Source organism: Saccharothrix sp. NPDC042600, from assembly GCF_040647305.1.
Classification (GTDB): domain Bacteria; phylum Actinomycetota; class Actinomycetes; order Mycobacteriales; family Pseudonocardiaceae; genus Actinosynnema; species Actinosynnema mutabilis.
The window spans coordinates 24322-43770 of record NZ_JBEZBW010000039.1 but is presented as its reverse complement, the minus strand read 5'-3'; the positions used below and the strand labels follow the sequence as shown (position 1 = coordinate 43770).

Annotated in this window: 17 protein-coding genes; 11 read left to right on the top strand and 6 right to left on the bottom strand. The window is 70.4% G+C overall.

Going from position 1 to position 19449, the window contains the following annotated elements:
* The first annotated feature begins 15 nt into the window (after positions 1-15).
* Both AB0A74_RS22905 and AB0A74_RS22900 read left to right on the top strand, forming a co-directional pair.
* Positions 16-1230, top strand: a complete 1215-nt coding sequence (locus AB0A74_RS22905) for a helix-turn-helix transcriptional regulator (protein WP_358252308.1) — start codon at positions 16-18, stop codon at positions 1228-1230.
* 420 nt (positions 1231-1650) lie between these two features.
* Positions 1651-2418: a hypothetical protein gene (locus tag AB0A74_RS22900; protein ID WP_358252307.1), complete on the top strand. Its 768-nt coding sequence runs from the start codon at positions 1651-1653 to the stop codon at positions 2416-2418.
* Between the two features lie 117 nt (positions 2419-2535).
* On the opposite strand, the gene AB0A74_RS22895 is transcribed toward AB0A74_RS22900, so the two are convergent.
* Complete coding sequence (locus AB0A74_RS22895) at positions 2536-2829, bottom strand: hypothetical protein (protein ID WP_358252306.1); 294 nt, start codon at positions 2827-2829, stop codon at positions 2536-2538.
* A 1417-nt stretch (positions 2830-4246) separates the two neighbouring features.
* Positions 4247-4654, bottom strand: coding sequence for a superoxide dismutase, Ni (gene sodN / locus AB0A74_RS22890; RefSeq protein ID WP_211351631.1), 408 nt, complete (start codon positions 4652-4654; stop codon positions 4247-4249).
* 84 nt (positions 4655-4738) lie between these two features.
* On the opposite strand from sodN, the gene AB0A74_RS22885 reads away from it, so the two are divergent.
* Positions 4739-5053, top strand: coding sequence for a S24/S26 family peptidase (locus AB0A74_RS22885; protein ID WP_343935815.1), 315 nt, complete (start codon positions 4739-4741; stop codon positions 5051-5053).
* A gap of 30 nt (positions 5054-5083) precedes the next feature.
* Here AB0A74_RS22885 and AB0A74_RS22880 read toward each other — a convergent pair whose 3' ends face one another.
* Positions 5084-5677 carry a dTDP-4-dehydrorhamnose 3,5-epimerase family protein gene (locus tag AB0A74_RS22880; RefSeq protein ID WP_358252305.1) on the bottom strand — a complete coding sequence of 198 codons (594 nt, stop codon included), beginning with the start codon at positions 5675-5677 and terminating at the stop codon, positions 5084-5086.
* 288 nt (positions 5678-5965) lie between these two features.
* On the opposite strand from AB0A74_RS22880, the gene AB0A74_RS22875 reads away from it, so the two are divergent.
* Both AB0A74_RS22875 and AB0A74_RS22870 read left to right on the top strand, forming a co-directional pair.
* Positions 5966-7165, top strand: coding sequence for an NADP-dependent malic enzyme (locus tag AB0A74_RS22875; protein ID WP_358252304.1), 1200 nt, complete (start codon positions 5966-5968; stop codon positions 7163-7165).
* A 226-nt stretch (positions 7166-7391) separates the two neighbouring features.
* A complete protein-coding gene (locus AB0A74_RS22870) occupies positions 7392-10568 on the top strand; it encodes an EAL domain-containing protein (RefSeq protein ID WP_358252303.1) in 3177 nt (1058 codons plus the stop codon).
* A gap of 13 nt (positions 10569-10581) precedes the next feature.
* Here AB0A74_RS22870 and AB0A74_RS22865 read toward each other — a convergent pair whose 3' ends face one another.
* Positions 10582-11250 (bottom strand): hypothetical protein, encoded by a 669-nt coding sequence (locus AB0A74_RS22865; protein ID WP_358252302.1) that lies wholly within the window; start codon positions 11248-11250, stop codon positions 10582-10584.
* A gap of 132 nt (positions 11251-11382) precedes the next feature.
* Positions 11383-12915 carry a bis-aminopropyl spermidine synthase family protein gene (locus AB0A74_RS22860; RefSeq protein ID WP_358252300.1) on the bottom strand — a complete coding sequence of 511 codons (1533 nt, stop codon included), beginning with the start codon at positions 12913-12915 and terminating at the stop codon, positions 11383-11385.
* A gap of 124 nt (positions 12916-13039) precedes the next feature.
* Between AB0A74_RS22860 and AB0A74_RS22855 the strand changes: the two genes are divergently transcribed.
* The 4 genes from AB0A74_RS22855 to AB0A74_RS22840 are packed head-to-tail and all read left to right on the top strand — an operon-like array spanning position 13040 to position 16320.
* Positions 13040-14080, top strand: coding sequence for an ABC transporter ATP-binding protein (locus tag AB0A74_RS22855; RefSeq protein WP_358252298.1), 1041 nt, complete (start codon positions 13040-13042; stop codon positions 14078-14080).
* Between the two features lie 49 nt (positions 14081-14129).
* Positions 14130-14732, top strand: coding sequence for an ABC transporter permease subunit (locus AB0A74_RS22850; RefSeq protein ID WP_358252362.1), 603 nt, complete (start codon positions 14130-14132; stop codon positions 14730-14732).
* Complete coding sequence (locus AB0A74_RS22845) at positions 14729-15442, top strand: ABC transporter permease (protein ID WP_358252296.1); 714 nt, start codon at positions 14729-14731, stop codon at positions 15440-15442. Before AB0A74_RS22850 ends, AB0A74_RS22845 begins: the two co-directional genes overlap by 4 nt.
* Positions 15439-16320 (top strand): ABC transporter substrate-binding protein, encoded by an 882-nt coding sequence (locus AB0A74_RS22840; RefSeq protein ID WP_358252294.1) that lies wholly within the window; start codon positions 15439-15441, stop codon positions 16318-16320. The genes AB0A74_RS22845 and AB0A74_RS22840 overlap by 4 nt, the downstream gene beginning before the upstream one ends.
* An 813-nt stretch (positions 16321-17133) precedes the next feature.
* On the opposite strand, the gene AB0A74_RS22835 is transcribed toward AB0A74_RS22840, so the two are convergent.
* The gene (locus AB0A74_RS22835; RefSeq protein WP_358252292.1) at positions 17134-17913 is read right to left on the bottom strand and encodes an IclR family transcriptional regulator; all 780 of its coding nucleotides are present in this window, start codon (positions 17911-17913) and stop codon (positions 17134-17136) included.
* Between the two features lie 44 nt (positions 17914-17957).
* Between AB0A74_RS22835 and AB0A74_RS22830 the strand changes: the two genes are divergently transcribed.
* Positions 17958-18437, top strand: a complete 480-nt coding sequence (locus tag AB0A74_RS22830) for a SigE family RNA polymerase sigma factor (RefSeq protein WP_358252290.1) — start codon at positions 17958-17960, stop codon at positions 18435-18437.
* Positions 18434-19399, top strand: a complete 966-nt coding sequence (locus tag AB0A74_RS22825; RefSeq protein WP_358252288.1) for a hypothetical protein — start codon at positions 18434-18436, stop codon at positions 19397-19399. The genes AB0A74_RS22830 and AB0A74_RS22825 overlap by 4 nt, the downstream gene beginning before the upstream one ends.
* Positions 19400-19449 lie beyond the last annotated feature (50 nt).

Sequence of the window (19449 nt, the reverse complement as noted above, 5' to 3'; positions counted from 1 at the left end):
GCGAAGGGAGGGGTCATGTTCTCCTCAATCTCGGAGAATCTCGCTCGTTTGCGTAAGGCTCAAGACATGTCCCAGATCCAACTAGCGCACGCGGCCGGGGTTGGCGTAGATACCGTTGGGCGCATCGAGCGTGGCGAGCGCAGCACCGTAAGGCCGGAGACGCTTGCTAGGCTTGCCAAAGCCTTGAACACGACACCCGCGCGCCTGATTGGTGTTCAGGGCGATAGTGCAGCAGCCGAAGAACGGGCAGCTGATACTATTCTGCGCCGCGCAATCACCGCCGAGAGTGATGTGCCAGGCCTAGCCGACTTTGCGGATGATGTGGAAGTGGTGGGTGCCGATCAACTCGCCCGTACTGCGCACCGTGCATGGCAGGCTTACGTCTCCGGCAATCACCGAGAGTTGATCCAAGCGTTGCCGGCGCTGTTGGTGGATGCACGGAGGCTGGTGCACGACTCGGAAGGTGACCACAAGGCGACGGCCTACCGTCACCTTTCCGCAGCGTACCGACTTGGTGCGGGCATGGCAGGCCGCCTGAACATGGATGATCTGGCGTGGACGGCCGCCAAGCGGGCGCTCGATTCTGCTCGAAAGTCGGACGCTGTTGAAGTTGAGTCTGCAATATCGCTTCGCTATATGGTGTGGACTCTCGTGCGTCAGCAGCGGGACGAAGAGGCCGAGATGGTTGCGACAAAAGCAGCCGAGCAGATCGAACCGAGGATGCTCGACCGTGACCAGGCCCGCACGGGGATCTTCGGAAATCTCATCTTCAACGCGGCGAGTGCCGCCCTGCGTTCCGGAAGTCGCCGCCGAGCTGAGGATTTGCTCGTAGTAGCACAGTCTGCCGCTGTCCGAGCCGCACACGACATGGCGAACGAAGCCGCGATCTTTGGTCCACGGGTCGCCGCGTTCCAGTTGGTTGACCACAAGATGCGTCTTGGGGACCCGGAGGCAGCACTACGACTTGCAGGAAGAGTTCCGCCGCCACGGGGCGATGTACCAGCCTTCTGGGAGTCCGGGCATCAACTCCATCTTGCGCATGCAGCGGCCCAGATCCGACAGGACCAACGGGCGCTTTCGTATCTCGCGACCGCGAAGCGGCTAGCACCTGACTGGGCACGGCGTCAGCCGCTCGCAACAACCACCATGCAAATGCTGCTCGACCGTGCCACTCGTAGGCGCGGGAGCGAGTTCGCCAAGCTCGCTGCGCACTACGGCTTGTCGTCCTGACCGCGTGCGTCGCCTGCTCGTGTGTTCAGAGTTTCTTTTCTTCATCAAGGCGGCCCCCTGCGGGGGCCGCTGGCCGTTCGTGTCCTTTGAGCCGTTGCGGGACGGCCTCCGGCGATGTCCTCGGTCGCGCCAACGTGGGCCTGGCGGCCCACGGGCGCGACACGCGAGGCACCGGAGGCCGTCCCGCAACGGCGGGAGGACACGGCCAGCGGCCCCCGCAGGGAACCGCGAAAGTCGGCCACGCACGCGGCATGCGGCAGTTGACTTCGCCGAATGCCCGCGAACAGCCTGCTTCGGAGCGATGATGGCTGTATGGGGCATTCGGGGGAGCGCCCGCACGAGCTGAATCAGTACACGGCTCGCGGTGGGACACATGGACGAGTTCACCAGTGGCTGACTGTCCGCGCCTTCCGGTTAGGGTTGGCCAGCGCGCTGGCGGTCCTGTGGGGGTTGTCCGGCTGGTCGTTGATCGTGGCCTGGGTGGCTTTGGGCGCGGCCGCGGTCGTGCGCGTGGTGGAGCGGTTCGTTCCGGAGGGGTGGTGCCGCTTCTCCGGCCCGCTGGTCCTGGCCGCTGTTGTCGGCTACCTCGTGTGGACGGCCGAGACCGTCTTCGCGGTCGGTGTCGCGACCGGTGTCGCCGCTGTTGTGGTGGTGGTGCTTCGGTGGCGCAGATGGCAACCGGTGGCGGTGGCGGCCCTGCTGTTGGTCGGCTCTGCTGCCGGATACGGGGTGTGGCAATACCAAGAGGCACACCGGCCGCTTCTGACACCTGATGAGCACGAGTTCAACGTGTCCATGCTCAGGTTGCGCGAGCCGCGCTTGTTCGCCCAGCGGCTGAATTCCGCTGTCCTCGTGGGGGATGAGTGGGGCGTGTGCTTCATGTTCTCCGACGACGCTCGCGCGCAGTTCACAGCCTCTATACCCGGCGCGGCTTCATGTGAAGACGCGGTGCGTCGGATGCGTGAACAGATCCGCGATCCCCGCAAGTACGAGTACCCGTCGTGGGACTCCTCCGCGCTTCAGGTCAACAGCAAGACGGCGACCTTCAACTTGTGCGAGGTCTACTGGGGCGATGTCTTCTCCGGAGCGCGCCACGACGTCGGCCCGAAGTTCGGCCGCCTCACCCTGACCAACCCGGTCGGCCCGGGATGGATCATCAGCGACTACGAACCCTGCCCCAGCCAGTAGAAGCAGGACTTCCCGCGCATCGATCCCGGCTCGCCCGGCTCCCGCTCCGCTCCGCCAGCGGCCGGGCTGCGCGCAAGGGTTCACTTCTGTTGCAGGCCGATCATGACCGCGCGCCGACTAGTCGGTGCGCGGTCGGAGCGCGTCGGCCAACACCCACTGGCCCACACTGGCCCGCCCACGGCCGGAGCTGACGGCGAACGTCACGAACCCGGCCCAATGCCCTGTGGTGGAAAGGTCCCACAACCGCAGCTCACCGGGGACCGTGGCCTGAAGGTCGATTCCGTTCGGCACGCTGCGCCGAGGAGCCCCGACGCGATAGACCGTGCCCAGGTCCACCCACACGGGCCGAGGAGGCTTTACCACGATCTGCCGCCCGCCCGCTGGAGGTTCCGGCCTCAGCTTGTCGAACATATGTTCGATTATGCGCCACTCGGGTCGAATCGGCACCCAGCCGTCCCGGTTCGGGACGAGCGCTCCCGGTCCGGCCTGGCAGCGCTGAGCGCGGCGCTCGGCTGCCGCGCCTGTGGACAGCTCAACGCCTTGGCGGCGTTGACCAGCCCCCAGGCTTGCCAACGTCCGGCCTCGTGAAGTCGTGTAGCGCCGTCTCTCCTGAAGCGAGAAGCCGCGCTTACCCGAGCCGGAGCTGACGGAGGGCCGGCGGGTCGCTACCGGAAGTGATCAACACCTCACTGATCTCAGGCTGTCTCGGTTTTTTAACGGGACCGCTATCGCTCGCTGAGCTGCGCAAACGCCGGGGTCGGGAGGCTGCTCGGATTTGTTACAGTGACGTGCGTCATGCCTGCTGGAGTTTGGCGAAGTGGCGCGGGTTACGTACTTTGGCCCCAGTCGATCAGTCTCACGGCTGGCCGCCCAACCGCGTCGAACCTGATCAACTTCACCGAGTCGCCTCAAGCGGCTAGCTCGATCCCACCCCGGGGGGGTTCGAGAAAGGAGAAGTCGAACAGGATGTGCGAGTGCGAGAACGGTGCGGGGCGTCGCGAGGCGAGCCGCACCACGAAGGGCGGCCGTGGGATGGCCGACGACTTCGCGAAGCCGCCGATGGAGGCTCGCGAAGGCGGGTGCCGAACCGTCGAGTTTAGGTTCAAGGTCCGGCACCCGGTGCTCACCACAACGAACTGCGTTCTACTGGTATTCAACCTGTGGAACGCGGTGGGTCACTTGATCTTCTAGTGACCCGAGGGCTGGTCGGAGGGTCGCGTCCTCCGGCTGGCCCTTTCGGGGGTCACGAGGTTGTGGCCTCGTGGTCCACCCGTGCCTTCTACCTGCGTCATGTGATGTCAACACATGTGGCGGTCGGGGACATGACACCTCAGCGGTGCCAATCTGTAAAGCGGTGCTGTTGACGCTCAACGTGTGCAACGTTGGCTTCTCGGGACGTTTCCGCAGGTTGTCCCACGTGACACAGGTCACAGCGCCAGATTCCACGTGCTTCGGAATGTGCGCTTGAGGAGCAGGGCGCTGAGGCGGGCTGTGAGGGTCGCATGCGCACTTGGCGGTAGGTGGAAGGAGCAACCACGGAACACCTGTCGGGTGTCGGTGGCAGCGCGGGGAACCGCCGCTCGGGGGTGCGCACCGTCGTGATCGGGTGACCTGCGCAAGGACGTTCGAGACATGTCGGTTGCACCCGCCGACCTGGCTAGCCGACTGACCGATCGGTACACGACAGGTGGTGCAAATAGTGTCCGATGTGGACTGGTCTGGGCCGTCATGGGGCCGCGAGAGGACGCGCAACGGTGACCGATGATGCAAAACGACGCCGACCAGACGGGAAGGTTTCCGCTGGTCAGCGCCGTGTTTGGCCTGGTTGTCAGGCCGCAGCCTTCGTCTCCCAGAAAATCTTGTCGATCTGGGCGATCAGGTCGAGCAGCTCCTGGCCCTTCGCCGGGTCCATCGAGCCCTTGGTGCCGGCGGCGCCCGCGGCCTTCGTGGCGCGGTTGAACAGGTCGTGCAGCTCCGGGTACTTCTCGAAGTGCGGCGGCTTGAAGTAGTCGGTCCACAGCACCCACAGGTGGTGCTTGACCAGCTCGCTGCGCTGCTCCTTGATCAGGATGGCGCGCTCGCGGAACTCGGGGTCCTCGTTGGCCTGGTACTTCTCCTGGACCGCCTTGATCGACTCCGCCTCGATCCGGGCCTGCGCCGGGTCGTAGACACCGCACGGGAGGTCGCAGTGCGCGGTGGCCTCCAGTAGCGGGCGGCGGAGAATGCGCGACAGCAGTCGCATTGTTCCTCCCTGACAGTGGATGCTCCGACGTGCCGAACCCTACTCCGGGGCCTCGGCCAGGGCAGGTGGAGGTGATCGTTGGCACGCGCGCGACCCAGGCCGTTGCCGCTGGTGCGGGTGACCGGACCCTCGATGGTCCCCACTCTCAGGACCGGCGACGTGGTGACCCTCGAAACATCAAGACCGCCCCGGCCGAACGATCTTGTGCTGGTCAGGTGGCCGGCCCGCCCCGGTCAGCTGTCGGTCAAGCGTGCGGTCCGGCCGGACGGGGACGGCTGGCACGTCGAGGGGGACAACCCGTTCGCGTCTACGGACTCGCGAACGTTGGGCGCGGCCGAGGTGCTCGGGGTGATCCGGTTCCGGCTCTGGCCACGCCCCCGCCGACTGCGCTGAGAGCCGCCGATGCGTGCGTCGCAGAGCGCGTCAGGAGCGCAGCTTCGCGTACCAAGCGCTGCACTCGTCGTAGGAAGGCAGCAAGCCGGAAGAAAGGGCCTCGTCCAACGAGGGCGCGGCGGCGTCCTTGGGGGACAGGACCGGCTCCAGCCCGGCCGGCCACGGGAGGTCCAGGGACAACGGGTGCAGGGCGCGTTCGGCGCGCGGGTTGTAGCCCTCGGTGCACAGGTACGACGTGATCGTCCCGTCCTCCAGCGCCATCAGCGCGTGCCCCAGGCCCTCCGGCAGGTACACCGAGTTGAAGCGCTCCGGCGACAGCTCGACCGCGTCCCACTGCCCGAACGTCGGCGACCCGACCCGGATGTCCACGACCACGTCCAGCAGCCGCCCGCGCGGGCAGTGCACGTACTTGGCCTGGCCGGGCGGTACGTCGGCGTAGTGCACGCCGCGCACCACCCCGCGCCTGGACTCGCTGTGGTTGGTCTGCGCGACCCGCAGCGGGTGGCCGACCGCCGCCACGAACGCCGTCTCCTGGAACGGGGCGACGAACAGCCCGCGGTCGTCCGGGAACACCGATGGGGTGAACTCGAAAACGCCTGGAATTTTGAGCTCGCGTGCCTGCATGGCGCCCACCCTAGGAGATCGGATGTCTTGACCGATCCTGCCTGGGAAAACCGACCGGTCGGTGCAGAAAACCGGACGTACGTTCTTCTATATGCCCTCTGACCTGCGGAAAAACTGTGATCCCCGCCGCAGACACGATCGGCCGGCGCTGTCATAGTTGCCCGCACCGCACGTTCAGGGCGGCCGTGCAGACCGCGCGGCCCGGCCCGCAGACAGGCCCCGAAGATCCGCGTGACAACGCCGGTCCCGGTGCGCCGAAGCAACTCGCGCACCGCAGGAGGGACTCCCGTGACCGCATTGAACGACCTACCCCAGAACGAGCAGACGCTGACTTCGCACCTGACCGACGAAGAGATCTTCCGGGCCCACGAGGGCGGCAAGCTGGAGGTCGGCGCGACCGCCTCGCTGGCCGACCCGCGCGCCCTGTCCATCGCCTACACGCCCGGCGTCGCCCGGGTCAGCCGCGCGATCGCCGACGACCCCTCGCTGGCCGCCAAGTACACGTGGGCGCACCGCCTGGTCGCCGTGGTCAGCGACGGCACCGCGGTCCTCGGCCTGGGCGACATCGGCGCGAGCGCGTCGCTGCCGGTCATGGAGGGCAAGGCGGCGCTGTTCAAGACCTTCGGCGGCCTCGACTCGATCCCCCTGGTGCTGGACACCACGGACGTGGACGAGATCGTGGAGACGCTGGTCCGGCTGCGCCCGTCGTTCGGCGCGGTCAACCTGGAGGACGTCGCCGCCCCGCGCTGCTTCGAGCTGGAGAAGCGGCTGATCGAGGCCCTGGACGTCCCGGTCATGCACGACGACCAGCACGGCACCGCCGTCGTGGTGCTCGCCGCCCTGCGCGGCGCCAACGCCGTGCTCGACAAGGACGTCAAGAACCAGCGGGTCGTCATCTCCGGCGCCGGCGCGGCGGGCGTGGCCTGCGCCAAGATCCTGCTGGCCGCCGGCATCGGCGAGGTCACCGTGGTGGACTCGCGCGGCATCGTGCACACCGGTCGCGACGGCCTCAACCCGGTCAAGGAGGAGCTGGCCGCGGTCACCAACGGCTCCGGCCTGCGCGGCGGCATCGCGGAGGCGCTGCGCGGCGCGGACGTGTTCGTCGGCGTCTCCTCCTCCAAGGTCGAGGAGGAGCTGATCGCGAGCATGTCCGGCGACTCGATCGTGTTCGCGCTGTCCAACCCCGACCCGGAGGTCCACCCGGACGTCGCCGGTCGGCACGCGGCCGTCGTCGCCACCGGGCGCAGCGACTTCCCCAACCAGATCAACAACGTCCTCGCGTTCCCCGGCATCTTCCGGGGTGCCCTGGACGCGGGCGCGAAGCGGATCACCGAGGGCATGAAGCTGGCCGCCGCCGACGCCATCGCGGCGGTCGCGGCGGACGACCTCGCGGTGGACCGGATCGTGCCCAGCGCGCTGGACCCGCGGGTCGGACCCGAAGTCGCGGCGGCCGTGGCCTTGGCAGCTCGGCAGGACGGAGTAGCCTGACCCCCAGTCGGAGTTGGGAGACCTCCGGCCGCATCCGCCCGTTCGGCTCAACGGACCAGCGAAACCACCTTCGAGTTGTTTCGTTAGCCCGAAGAGGGGTGGGCGATGACGCTCCGAAGCGATACCGTCCCTCTCCTCGGGTGAATATTGCCCGTGGAGGGGGACGCCGTATTCGGGTGCGGTCCGGGCCGGTTCATCCCTGCCGTAGTCACGGGAAGGTGGGACCGTGCCCAAGCGGGTTGGACGCGCTCCGGTGGTGCTCGATCCTGCGCGCCCTGCGCCGCCGCTCGCGCTCGACGGCATCCCGCTGGCCGAGGGTCCCTCGCTCCTGGTCGACCCCAAGGGCGTCGTCATGCGCGCCAACGACGCCGTCGCGCTGCTGGCGAAGGCCGGTTCCGCGGACGAGCTGGTCGGCCGGTCGCTGGGCGAGCTGCTCGTCGGCGACGCGCCCGACCTGCGGCTGAGCCAGGCCGACGGCGGTCTGCTGCCGGTCCGCGTGGTGCGCAGCGCCGTGCCGGGCACCGGCCTGCACGCCGTGCTGCTGGTGGACGTGTCCGACCTGGCCAAGGCCGCCGACGAGCTGCGCGACGAGCAGCGGCGGCTGCGCACCGTCCAGCGCGTCGCCCAGATCGGGTCGTGGGAGTACGACCCGACCACCGGCGTCACCGTCTGGTCCGAGTCGCACTACGAGATGCTCGGGCTCAAGCCGGGCGAGGTCACGCCGGGCGCGCAGGCCGTGCTCGACGTCGTGCACCCCGACGACTACGACATGGTCGCGGGCTACTGGGCCAACCGCGAGCTGGACGGCAACCCGATCGACATCGTCTACCGGATCGTCCGGCCCGGCGGCGACCTGCGCTGGATCAGGGGCGTGGCCGAGGCCAAGCTCCGGGCCGACGGCCGGACCCAGTTCATCACCGGCTACATCCGCGACATCACCGCCCAGCTGCGCGCCGACCGCGCCCTGGAGACCGAGCGCGCCCGGCTGCTGGAGGCGCAGCGCATCGCGCGCATCGGCAGCTGGAGCTACGAGATGCCGACCAAGGCCGTGCACCGCAGCGAGGTGCTGCTGGAGATGTACGCGGACCTGGGCATCGCGCCCGACGACGACCTGCTGTGCGGGGTGCACCCCGAGGACCGGGCCGAGCTGGAGTCGCTGCGCCGCGAGCTGCTGCACGCCAAGGACGAGACACCGTTCGAGGCCGAGGTGCGCAGCGAGTTCGGCGACCGCGTCTACATCTGCCGCGCGCGGGCGGAGTTCGAGTCCGGCCGGATCGTGCGGGTGCACGGCACCATCCAGGACGTCACCGAGGCCCGCGCGCTGGAACGGCAGCTGCGCGACGACCGCCGCCGCCTCGCCGACGCGCAGCGCGCCGCCCAGCTGGGCGTGTGGGAGTGGAACCTGCAGACCGGCGACGTCGTGTGGTCGGACATGCTGGCCGACCTGTTCGGCGTGCCGCGCGACGAGCACACCCGCTACCAGACCTACCTCGACCTCGTGCACCCCGACGACCGCGGCTGGGTGGACGAGCTGTGGCAGCAGCTCGCGACCGACGAGGTGCCGGTGCAGTGCGAGCACCGGATCGTGCGCCGCGACGGCAAGGTCCGCGTCTTCCGCAGCCACGGCGTGGTGGTGAAGGGCCCCGACGGCCGCCCGCTGGCCGTGGGCACCGCGCAGGACATCACCGAGCAGCGCGCCGCCGAGACCCGCATGAAGCGCTCCAGCCAGCGCTTCGCCGACCTGGTGCAGCTCACGCCGGTCGGCATCGGCCTGTTCGACGAGGCCGAGCGGCTGGTGGACGCCAACGACGCCCTGTGCGACCTGCTCGGGATGGACCTGGAGCACCTGCGCGGCATGACCGCCGAGCAGCTGACCCACCCCGACGACAAGGAAGCGCGCCTGCACTCGGTGAACCGGATGACCGCGATGGGCGCGGACCGGGTGCACAAGATCCCGCAGCGCATCCTGGTCCGCCCCGACGGCGAGCGCGTCTACTGCGAGCTGCACATCGCGCTGTCCGTGCAGGACGACGGCCGCCGGTTCTGGCTCACCGTCTTCCAGGACATCACCGAGCGCCGCCGCACCGCCGAGGCGCTGCGCCACCAGGCCACCCACGACGAGCTGACCGGGCTGCCGAACCGGGCGCTGGTCAAGGAGATGCTGACGACCCTGCTCGACTCCGAGGACCGGTCCCGGGTCGCGGTGTTGTTCTGCGACATCGACAACTTCAAGCGGGTCAACGACTCCCTGGGCCACGACGCGGGCGACGAGCTGCTGGTGGCGCTGGCGCGGCGGCTGGAGGGCGGCCTGCCGGAGGGCTGCACGGCGGCCCGGCTGTCCGGCGACGAGTACGTGATCATCTGCGAGAACATCGACAAGGTCGGCGGCGTGGACGCGTTGGCCACCAAGGTCGCGGGCCTGTTGCGCACGGCCGTTCCGGTGCACGGGCAGCTGGTGCGGGTGTCGGCGTCCATAGGCGCGGCCGTCCCGAACGGCTCCCGCGCCACGGGCAACGACCTGCTGCGGTTCGCCGACGCGGCGATGTTCGAGGCGAAGCGGTCCGGCGCGGGTCGGGTGTCGTTGGCGTCGGCGGCGTTGATCGCCTCCGCGGACCGGCAGGTGCACCTGGAGGGCCAGCTGCGGGACGCGTTGGCGCACGACGGGTTGGCGCTGCACTTCCAGCCCGTGGTGGGCGTGGACGGGTCGGTGCAGACCGCGGAGGCGTTGGTGCGGTGGCCGCACCCGGACCGCGGGCTGTTGCCGCCGGACATCTTCCTGCCCGTGGCCGAGCAGGGCGACCTGCTGCGCGAGCTGGACCGGTGGGTGCTGCGCACGGCGTTGAAGGAGGCCGCGACCTGGCCGACGCCCGGCGACCAGCCGGTGTCGGTGGCGGTGAACCTGGCCGGCCTGGTGCCCGGTGACCCGGAGTTCGTGGACATCGTGGCGAACGCGATCGCCGAGGCCGGCATCCCGTGGGACCGGGTCGTGCTGGAGCTGGTCGAGACCGCGCTGGTGGACCTGCCGTCGCGGGTGCGGCAGTCGATGGACGAGCTGGTCGGGCGCGGCATCCGGTTCGCGGTGGACGACTTCGGCACCGGCTACTCGTCGTTGGCGCGCCTGAAGGACCTGCCCGCGCAGATCATCAAGGTGGACCGGCGGTTCGTGTCCGGCGTGGGCAACGACTCGTCGGACTTCGCCGTGGCGCGGGCGGTCGTGGACATGGCGCGGGCGATGGGCCGCAAGTGCGTGGCCGAGGGCGTGGAGACGGCGACCCAGTTCCACGTGCTGCGCGGCGTCGGCGTGGACGCCTACCAGGGCTGGCTGTTCTCCCGCCCCGTGCCGCCCAAGGAGTTCCGCGCCGTGCTGGCACTGGGTCCGCTGCACATCCCGCGGGCCGGCTGACCCCTGCCGGCGCTCAGCCCCACCGAGCCGGTGGCGGGGCCAGGCCGGGTCGGGGCGGGCCGGTGCGGCGGCTCGCGCGGCCCACCGCCGGGAGGGCCGCGACGATCGTCGGGACCAGCCACAGGAGCACGCAGACCAGCGGCATGACCACGAACTCGCTCGCGCCGTGCGCCAGGATCCGGATGGTCGCGTAGGTGTAGTAGACCGTGCACACCGCGCCCAGGGCGACCAGGCCCCAGCGCACGCCCGGCACGCGGAACACCTGCACCAGCGCGAGCACCAGCACCAGCGACGCGACGATCATGGAGATGGTGATCGCGAAGTCCATGTTGCGGGTGATGTGCCCGGAGACGGCCGCGCCCAGCACCGACGCGCCGATGTGGATCGACGGCGGTTTGCCCTCCCACGACAGGACGGCCGCGACGAAGGTGTAGATCACGATCGGCAGGAAGAGCAGGCCGGCGACGACGGCCGCGGCGGCGCTCGGCCCGCGCGGCGCGGCGGGGTACTGCGGCGGCATGCCCGGCATGCCCGGCTGACCCGCGTACGGGCCGGGGAACGGGCCGGCGGCGGGCTGCCCGGGGTACTGCCGCGGGTACGCGCCACCCAGGGGCGGTTGGCCCTGGTACTGCTGGGGCGCGCCGGGGTGTGGCTGCTGTGGCCAGCCTTGGTTCGGGTTCATGTGCCGCCCTCCACTTCCGCCCCCTGGAAGTTACCGGCGGGGCGTCGGAACCGAGGGGATTTCGCATGATCCGCCCCGCCGCGCGCCCACCGCCGACGCGCAGGCGTGCACCGCCGGCACGTGAACCGGAGATCAGTCGGCGGCGGACGCGCGGATGAGCGGGAGCAGGGCCGCGATGCGGTGGCGGGGGAGGTCGATCAGGCGGTTGTCCAGGTCCGGGTGGTCGGCGATGCGGTCCCTCGCCTCGCGCTTGGTGATCCGCAGCACGGTCGTCAGCGCCTCGCGCCACACGTTGCCCAGCTTGCCGTGCGCGCGCATCAGCACCTCCCGCACGGCCAGCCCGCCGTTGTCCAGCGTGCCCGCCAGGACCTGGTCCGCGACCACCACGCAGTGCTTGCCGTCCGGAGTGGACCGCAGGAACCGCAGCGCGAACCTGGTGTCCACCAACGACGTCAGCTCCGCCTGCCCCGCCGCCGACGAGACGTTGGGGTGGTTGTTGGCCACCAGCGCGGCCATCCGGCCGGGCGAGCACGCCAGCAGCGTCCGCAGCAGCCACGGCCCGGGGTCGCCGGTCAGGTCCACGGCCAGCGACGCCGCGCCCTTGCCGACCGGCTCGGCCCAACCGGGCTGCCGGGGACGGGGCGGCGGGGACGACTCGGGGCGCGGGGCCAGGTCCACCAGCGCCGCCAACGCCTCCGCGCTCGGCCCCGACGCCTCCACCGACTGCGGCCCGTGCGTGTAGATGCCGACCCGGCCCGGCGACACCGAGCGCCGCGCGGTCGGGCGGCACACGTACAGGTCCGCCGCGCTGCCGATGGCCTGCGCCCCGTCGAACCGGTGGAACGCGGGCAGGATCGCCTCGAACACCAACCCGAGCTTCTGCAGCTCCTGTTGCACCTTCAACCCCAGCACCGGCGTCCGGTCGCTGAACCCGTAGGCCAGCAGCACCCGCCCGGAACCCGGGTCGGCCAGGCACTCCACCGCGCGCCCGGCGAACAGCGCCATGCCCTCCGGCGTGTACGGCGGGTCGCTGAACACCAGGTCCGCCGACTCCAGCACGGCCGGCGGCAGCCCGAACCGGAAGTCCGCGTGCGACGTCCGCACGCGACCGCCCGACCGCGCCTCGACGTACTCCAGCAACCGGTCGTCCACGTCCACCACGGTCACCTCGACGTCCGGGTTGACCGCGGTCACCGCGAGCGAGGTCAGGTCGTGGTCGCCCAGGCACACCAGGGACCGGCCGGCCAGGTCGTACTGCGCGTCCAGCCACAGCGCCCGCTTCAGCGCCGTCTCCGCGGTCGCCTGCACGTGGTCCAGCGCGGACAGCGGCGGCGGCACGTCGGCGATGTCGGCGAGCAGGGACCGCAGGTGCGCGGTGTTGCGGGACACCAGGGCGTCCACCGGGTCGCCCGGGTCGGCGCCGGCCATCAGGTCCGCGTAGTGCGCCACCCGCGACGGCGTGATGCGGAACCGGTCGCCGTTGGTCTCCAGGTCCGCGTCGAGGGCCTTCAGGAGCTCCTGCACGGTCCGGCGGGGCACTGCGGGCACCCGAACCAAGTCGGCGAGGGTGTGCCAGTCGTCACCCAGCAGGGTCAGCACGCGCCGCAGCTTGCGGGAATGCACGCCACGGGCGTCGAGCAGAGCACGGACCAGTTCGGTTGCCACAACCGGTGCAGCCTACTGACCGGATGGTGAAACGCCGTGCCGCGGTCCGTCGAACGGGCTAGGGTTTGTTCTCCGGCGGCCGAGGGTCGGCCCGCCGACCGGCTGCCACGGGGAGGACACCGGGGTGATCGAGTTCCGCGACGTGACCAAGCGGTTCGACGACGGGACGATCGCGGTGAACGGCCTGTCCCTCGTGGTCGAGGCGGGCACGATCACGGTGTTCGTCGGCCCGTCCGGCTGCGGCAAGACCACCTCGCTGCGCATGGTCAACCGCATGATCGACCCCACGTCCGGCACCGTGCTGGTGGACGGGCGGGACGTCCTGTCGGTGGACCCGCCCACGCTGCGGCGCGGCATCGGGTACGTCATCCAGCAAGCCGGGCTGTTCCCGCACCGCACCGTCCTGGACAACGTGGCCACCGTGCCGTTGCTGTCGGGCTGGTCCAAGGCGAAGGCCCGCTCGCGCGCCGCCGAACTGCTCGAACTGGTGGGCCTGCCCGCCGAACTGGGCAAGCGCTACCCCGTGCAGCTCTCCGGCGGCCAGCAACAGCGCGTCGGCGTGGCGCGGGCGTTGGCCGCGGACCCGCCCGTGCTGCTGATGGACGAGCCGTTCAGCGCCGTGGACCCCGTGGTGCGCGAGGGGTTGCAGGACGAGCTGCTGCGGTTGCAGGCCGAACTGGACAAGACGATCGTGTTCGTCACGCACGACATCGACGAGGCCGTGCGCATCGGCGAGAAGGTGGCGGTGTTCCGCGAGGGCGGCGTCCTGGCCCAGTACGCGCCGCCCGCCGAGCTGCTCGCCCGCCCGGCCGACGACTTCGTGGCCTCCTTCGTGGGCAAGGACCGCGGCTACCGCAGCCTGTCCTTTGTGGACGCCTCCGGCGTGGAGGTCGGGACCGTGAAGACGGTGTCCGAACCGGCCGCCGGCGGTGAGTGGCAGCTCGTGGTGGACGCCGACGGGCGCCCGCAGGGCTGGGTCGCGCCGGACGGTTCCGTCGTGCCCGGCGGGTCGCTGTACGCGCTGGGCGCGCCGATCCGGGGCGCGCTGGACGCCGCGCTGTCCTCGCCGTCGGGGCTGGGCGTGGCGGTGGACGAGCACGGCCGGTACGCGGGAGTGGTGACCGCCCGGCAGGTCCTCGACGTGATCGAGAGCCGCCGTGGGTGAGCTGGTCGACTACCTCGGCGACGCGGGCACCCGCGCCGCGCTGCTGTCGATGCTGCTCGACCACGTGGTGCTCTCGTTGCTGCCGCTGGTGTTCGCGGTCGTGCTGGCCGTGGTGCTCGGGCTGGTGTGCCACCGGTACCGGCGGGTCAACGGGTTCCTGGTCGGACTGTCCAACGTGGTCTACACGATCCCGTCGCTGGCGCTGTTCGCCATCATCCCGGCGGTGATCGGCACCCAGGTGCTGGACCCGCTCAACGTCGTCATCGCGCTGACCGTCTACACGACGGCGTTGCTGGTGCGGCCCGTGGTGGACGCGCTGGACGCCGTGCCCGCGCACGTGACGGCCGCCGCCACCGCGATGGGCTTCCGGCCGTGGCGGCGGTTCCTGACCGTCGAGCTGCCGCTGTCGGTGCCGGTGCTCGCGGCGGGCGTGCGGGTGGGGTCGGTCAGCAACATCAGCCTGGTCAGCGTCGGCGCCCTGATCGGCACCGGCGGCCTGGGCACCCTGTTCACCGACGGGTTCCGCCAGCGCTACCTCGCGCCGATCGTCGTCGGCATCGTGCTGACCCTGGTGCTCGCGCTCGTGGTGGACCTGCTGCTGGTGGCGCTGCGCGACGCGTTGACGCCCTGGGCGAGGGCGGGGCGCGCATGATCTTCGTCGAAGCGTTCGCGTGGCTGTTCGACCCGGTGAACTGGACCGGGTCCAAGTCGATCCCGGTGCGGGTCGGCGTGCACCTGCTGTACTGCCTGGCCGCGGTCCTGGGGGCGAGCGCGATCGCCGTGCCGCTCGGGTTGTTCGTCGGGCACAGCGGGCGCGGCGGGCTGCTGCTGGTCGGCGGCTCCAACGCGCTGCGCGCGCTGCCCACGCTGGGCCTGGTGACGTTCCTGTACCTGGTCGCCGGCGGCGGACAGGTGGGCGTGCTGATCGGGTTGGTCGTGCTGGCCGTGCCGCCGATCCTGGCCGGCACCTACGCGGGCATCCAGGACGTGGACCGCGGCGTCGTGGACGCGGCGCGCGGCATGGGCATGACCGGCGCGCAGCGGCTGTGGCGGGTGGAGCTGCCCAACGCGCTGCCGTTGCTGGTGGGCGGGCTGCGCAACGCCACGTTGCAGGTCGTCGCCACGGCGTCGGTCGCGGCGTACGTGGGCATCGAGACGTTGGGCCGTCCGCTGCTGGACGGTCTGCGGGTCCTGGACTACGGGCAGTTCGTCGGCGGGGCGGTGCTCATCGCGCTGCTCGCCGTGCTGCTGGACGTGCTCCTCGCGCTCGCGGGAAGACTGGTCATACCCAGGGGTTTGCGGCTGGCCGCACAGCCGGGGCGCCGCACCCGGCAGGTCGAAGTGGGAGGAAGCACGGCATGAAGCGCACGTTGGCCGTCATCGTCGCGGCGGCGTTCGCCGTTTCCGCGTGCGGGTCGAAGGACGACCTGAGCGGGGCGAACCAGCCGTCCGCGGCGGGTGAGGTCGTGGTCGGCTCGGCCGACTTCACCGAGAACAAGATCCTGGCCGAGATCTACGCCGGGGCGCTCAAGTCCACCGGCGCGAAGGTCACGGTGAAGTCCGGCATCGGCGCCCGCGAGCTGGTCGTGAAGGCGTTGCAGGACAAGTCGCTGGGCGTGGTGCCGGAGTACACCGGCAACCTGCTCAACTACTTCGACAAGGCGAACACGAAGACCGCGTCGGACGAGGTCTACACGGCCCTGAAGTCGGCCGCGCCGTCGGGCCTGGAGGTCCTGGAGAAGTCGGCGGCGGAGGACAAGGACGTCCTGGTGGTCACCAAGGAGACCGCCGCGTCGGGCGTGAAGTCCATCGCGGACCTGGGCGACGGCAAGTACGTCCTGGGCGCGGCCGGCGAGTGGGCGCAGCGCTGGCAGACCAAGGTCAAGGACCTGTACGGCGTGACGTTCAAGGAGATCAAGACCACCGACGCCGGCGGCCCGGTGACGGTGGACGCCCTGAAGAACGGCACGGCCCAGGTGGCGAACCTCTACACGACGTCGGCCGACATCAAGGCCAACGACTTCGTGGAACTGGACGACCCGAAGAGCATGTACCCGGCGCAGAACATCGTGCCGCTGCTGCGCTCGGACGCGGTCGACGCCAAGGGCAAGGAGGCGCTGAACAAGGTCTCCAAGGCGCTGACCACGGAGAACCTGGCCGAGCTGGTCAAGAAGGTGGACATCGACAAGCAGACCATCGCCAACGTGGCGGCGGAGTTCTTGAAGACCGTCCAGCTCTAGGACGCGCGCGCACCAGGGCCGTCGGGCACTCCGCCCGGCGGCCCTTCGTGCTTTCCGCCGCGCGCAACGCGCTCTCCACCCGCGCAACTCGCGGCTTTCGCCGCGCGCAGCGCGGGTCTTCACCCGCGCACCTCGCGCTTTCGCCGGGCGCAACGCGGGTCTTCACCCGCGCACCTCGCGCTTTCGCCGCGCGCAGCGCGGGTCTTCACCGCGCGCAGCGCGGTGGACTGTTAGCTATAGGAGGGGCCTCGTGTTCCCCACCGTATGGCCTGCCCGAAGGGCTACCACAGATTTCTCCGGGTGACGCCGAAAGTTTTGCGAGGAACGAGCAAAAGTTTTAGCGGCACCCGGGGAAATCTGTGGTTGGCTCCGCCAGGCCATGCGGTGGGGGACACGACGCCTCTCCCCCCATCGGTGGTCTGCCCGCCGGCGAGGCTCTTGAGAGCGCGTCAGCGCGTTCGCTTGAAAGCGCGTCAGCGCGTTTGCTTGAGAGCTGAAGCGTTGCATAGAAAAGATGAAAAGCGCCTCGCCGGCGGGCAGGCCGCCGGGGAGGAAAAGCGAAAAGCGGGGGCTTTTCCGTCCTCCCCGTATGGCCTGGCGGAGCCAACCACACTTTTGGCCGGGTGCCGCTAAAAATTTTGCTCGTCCCTCACAAAATTTTCGGCTGCACCCGGCCAAAAGTGTGGTAGCCCTTCGGGCAGGCCATACGGGGAGGACGGAAAAGCCCAAAAGCGGGGGCGCTGTGCGCCCCAAGGGCAGGCGCTGCGCGCCCTGAAAGGCAGGCGCTGCGCGCCCGAGGTGTGTTGGCTGTGGTCAGGTTCGGTGGCCGCCGATGCGTTCGGTCAGGGCGTCGGCTGTGTGGCGGACCGCGTCGGCCAGTTCGGGCCAGGTTTCTCCGCATTCCGCGTCGCACACGTGGCGAAAGGTGACGGTGATCGCGGCGATGGGACGTTCGCCGTGGTCGAAGACGGGGGCGGCTACCGATGCGAAGCCTGCCGTCACGTAGCCGTCCTCCACCGCCCAGCCCCGGCGGCGTTCGGCGGTCAGGAGGCGGCGGAGGGCGGGGAGGTTCCGCGGGCCTCGGCCGGTTCGGTCCACGAACGACGCGACGCTCGGGAACAGGGCCCGGACCTGGGCGTCCGGCAGGTGGGCGAGCATCGCCCGGCCCGACGCGGTCAGGTGGGACGGCAGGCGCACGCCCACGTCCGAGACGATCGTGGACGGCTGCCGGGGCTGTTCGCGCAGCAGGTACAGGGCCTCCGCGCCGTGCAGCACGCCCAGGTGCGCGGTTCGCCCCACCGAGTCCACCAGGCGGCGCAGCAACGGCCGTGCCAGCCGTTCCAACGGGTCGTGGCGCAGGTAGGCCGAACCCAGCTCGAACGCCGCCACGCCCAGGCCGTAGCGTCGCTCCTCCGGGAAGTGCGTGGCGAAACCGGCCTCGGCCAGCTCGGCCAGCAGGTGGTAGGTCGTGGACCGGGGCAGGGCCAGTTCGCGGGCCACCGCCGCCGCCGACAGCGGGCCCGGTCGGCTGGCCAGCAGGCGCAGGACGGCCAGGCCCCGGCGCAGCGCCGGCACGTCGCTGCTCGCACCCACGAACCCATTCTCAACAAACCGGCGGCGGCGCGCATTGGAGGGGTATGACGACCAGCTTCGAGGACTTCGCGGCCGGCCAGGTCACCCCGTTGCTGCGCTACGCCACCGTGCTGACCGGCGACCCGCACCTCGCCCAGGACGTGGTGCAGGAGTGCCTGCTCCGCGCGCAACAGCGGTGGGCGCGCATCGGCGGGCTCGACGCGCCGGCGGCGTACCTGAAGCGGATGGTCACCAACGAGTACCTCTCGTGGCGCCGCCGCCTCAAACCGCACGTGCCGCTGACCGACGTCGATCCCGGCACGGCCGACCCCACCGACCACTACGACGTGCGCGACGCGATGCTGCACGCCATCGCCAAGCTGCCGCGCAAGCAGCGCGCGGCGGTCGTGCTGCGCTACTACGAGGGCTACGACGACCGCGAGATCGCCACCACCCTCGGCTGTTCCCAGACCACCGTCCGCAGCCACATCTCCCGCGCGCTGGCGACCCTGCGCGCGATCGACCGGGTGAAGGAGGCACTGTGACCGACACCGAGAGCCTGATCCGCGACGCACTGCTGCGCCAGGCCGAACGCACCCCGCCGCCCGGTGGTGTGCTCGCCGCGCTGCACCGCCCGCGGCGCAGCCGCAAACCCCTGTTCCTGGCGCTGGCCACGGCCGCGACCGCCACGGCGGTGGCCGTCGCCGTCACCGCCATCCCGCGCCCCGCGCTGGAGGAAGCGGCACCGGGCGCGGCCTCCTCCGAGGTGCCGACCGAGGACAAGCCGGTCATGACGACCACGTCCCCGGCACCCAACGGCGACACCGCCTCACTCGGGTACTCCGTGTCCTGGGTTCCGGACGGGGTGACCGAGCGGCAGCGCAACTTCGGTCCCTACGGCGTCCAGCGGCTGTGGGGCGAGGACCCCGGGCTGACCGGCAAGTCGGTCACGTTCGACGTGCAGGCCGACGGTGAGCTGCCCGGCGCCGCGACCGACCCGGTGCACGGGGCGCCCGCCTCGCTCACCGAGGACACCATCCACTGGCGGCTCGGCGGGAAACTGCTGAGCGCCCAGATCAAGGGCGTGCCCGACGTTCGCGCCGCGCTGCGCAGGTTCGCCGAGTCCGTCCGGCCGGACCCGACGACGTTCACACGGCCGGTTCGCGCCGACGGCCTCACCGTCTGGGGCTACACCGTGCGGGACTCGGGTGACTGGTCGGTCGGCGGTGTGATCGAACGGGGCGAGCAGAAGTACAGCGTCGGCCTGGCCTCCGCGAAGACGCCCCCGCTGTGGGAGGTGACCACGACCACCCACCTCACCGTCATGGGTCACCCGGCGGTGTACGAGGACGGCCGGTACAGCTCGCTGACCGTGACCCTGGCGCCCGACCGGCTGCTGGGCGTCTCCACGCTCAAGGACGCCCACGTGCCCGCCGAGGAGTTGGTCGCCGTCCTGGAGACGGTGCGTTACGAGCAGGACCCGGACATGTCCTGGACCGGCCGCTGACCCACCCGTCTGGGATACCAGACACGATCGGCCCGCTCCGGCTCGTGCGG